The sequence below is a fragment of the Nostocoides australiense Ben110 genome (genome assembly GCF_001050535.1).
Classification (GTDB): domain Bacteria; phylum Actinomycetota; class Actinomycetes; order Actinomycetales; family Dermatophilaceae; genus Nostocoides_A; species Nostocoides_A australiense.
This window is the reverse complement of sequence record NZ_HG764815.1, coordinates 3,961,847-3,963,502: the sequence shown is the minus strand read 5'-3', so window position 1 is coordinate 3,963,502 and position 1,656 is coordinate 3,961,847. Positions and strand designations below refer to the sequence as shown.

The 1,656-nt window shown below is 70.2% G+C and carries 2 protein-coding genes; both read right to left on the bottom strand.

Annotated elements, in window-relative coordinates; all coding sequences use genetic code 11:
* Positions 1 to 350 precede the first annotated feature (350 nt).
* The gene (locus tag BN11_RS19530; protein WP_048700053.1) at positions 351 to 1,055 is read right to left on the bottom strand and encodes a DUF3159 domain-containing protein; all 705 of its coding nucleotides are present in this window, start codon (positions 1,053 to 1,055) and stop codon (positions 351 to 353) included.
* Positions 1,055 to 1,489, bottom strand: a complete 435-nt coding sequence (locus BN11_RS19525; protein WP_235435557.1) for an OB-fold nucleic acid binding domain-containing protein — start codon at positions 1,487 to 1,489, stop codon at positions 1,055 to 1,057. Before BN11_RS19525 ends, BN11_RS19530 begins: the two co-directional genes overlap by 1 nt.
* Positions 1,490 to 1,656 lie beyond the last annotated feature (167 nt).

Sequence of the window (1,656 nt, the reverse complement as noted above, 5' to 3'; positions counted from 1 at the left end):
CCGCCATCGCCCGCGAACTGGCCGGCTGGTGCTGGTCCCTGGCCGTGATGGACGACTAACACCACCCTCAAACCCGTTCAGGGACAACCACACCGGGTGACCGGGCGCCAGCGCGAGGAGAGGACCAGCGAGTCTGCTATGAGCACCCTTGACCGGGCACGCTCGATCCTAGACAAGCACCCGACTCTCCAGCCGAAACAAGGTAATGCGGTAACCAACCCGCGAATATCAGACTGACCGCGCGTCGCCTGACACGACTGCCTCCCGGCCACCCACCCCTGAACGACGAAGCGGGGTCTGCTCCAGGCCACAGCAGACCCCGCTTCACCCTGCCACTTGACAGAAACCAGTCACATATCAGCAGAGGTTCCTCGGGTTTCCGGTTCCGGGTTGGTGTGGGGGGTGTGGCCGCGGACGAGGAGGGCGCCCATGAGGGCGAGGGCGGCGACCCATAGGGGCCAGCCGAGGACGACCTTGGCCGTGCCGAGGCCAGCGACATTGCCGGCCTTGTACAGGGGGTACATGATGGCGACCCGCAGCGCGAACATCGCCGTCATGATCAGGGTGAGCCGGCCGCAGACCGCCACCATCGACGGGTCGCGGCGCCAGCGCAGCGGGTCCTCCTTCGCGAGCGGGTCGCCCGCTCCCACCAGAAAACCCACGAGCGGCCAGCGGGTGACGACGGACAGGAGGGTGCCGACGGCATACGCAGCATTGGTGATGATGCCCGGCAGGAAGGCGTCCTCGGCCTTGCCGCTGCGCAGCGCGAAGAACGCTGCGATGGCGGTGGCGAAGACGGCGGAGAGGACATACTGCAGGCTCTGCCGCTGCACGATGCGGGCGACCCCGAGCAGGACGGCCACCGCGCCGGCTGCGATCACGCTCGTGCGCACGTCCGTCGTGACGGTCCAGCCGATGACGAAAGCGATTGTGGGCAAAGCCGTTTCGAGCGAACCGCGCCAGCCGCCCACGGCCGCCGAGAGGCGGCGGTGGCGGATGATCTCCTCGACGGTGGCGGCACGCGCCTCCTGCGCGGCGTCCTCGGCGTTCGTCATCAGCGTCCCGTCCGGGGCAGCAGCTCGTAGGCCGGGTTGAAGATCGTCGGCACCCCTTCGCGGATGCACACGCGGCCGGTGGCGCGCACATAGGCGCCCGGTTCGATCCCGCGGATCTGGCGCCGCCCGAGCCAGACGAGCACGAGGGTCTGGCTGCCGTCATACAACTCGACGACCAGAGCTGGGACCGTGCTGCGCGGACGCAGCGTCACGGCGCGGATGGTCCCGGAGACCGTCGCGATCTGCCGGTCGGCGAGGGTGTCGATCGCCGCGGCCCCGTGGGCGCGGGCATGTTCCTTGAGCTCTTCGGCGTCGCGCTGGTCGGCGGGACGGGTCATGCGCTCGCCGAGCCGGCGCAGCAGTCCACCCCACGAGCCGCTGCGCTCCCCGGGCGCGTCGAGACGGTGCGGGGACCCCGCAGGAGCACCGGCCATCGGTCAGCGCACCTCGGTGATCTCGGGACCGCGTTCGAACGGGTTGAGGTCGGGGTTGGTGTACCGCTCGTCGGGACCGTCGGCGTCCTCCTCCGAGACGGCCGCCTCGGGTTCGGGCTCGGCGGGGGCCTCGGGCAGGGTGAGGGCGAGCATCTCGCGCGGCGCCA

Coding starts and splice junctions, on each gene's coding strand:
- BN11_RS19525 (WP_235435557.1), bottom strand. CDS start 1,489: ATGGCCGGTGCTCCTGCGGGGTCCCCGCACCGTCTCGACGCGCCCGGG.
- BN11_RS19530 (WP_048700053.1), bottom strand. CDS start 1,055: ATGACGAACGCCGAGGACGCCGCGCAGGAGGCGCGTGCCGCCACCGTC.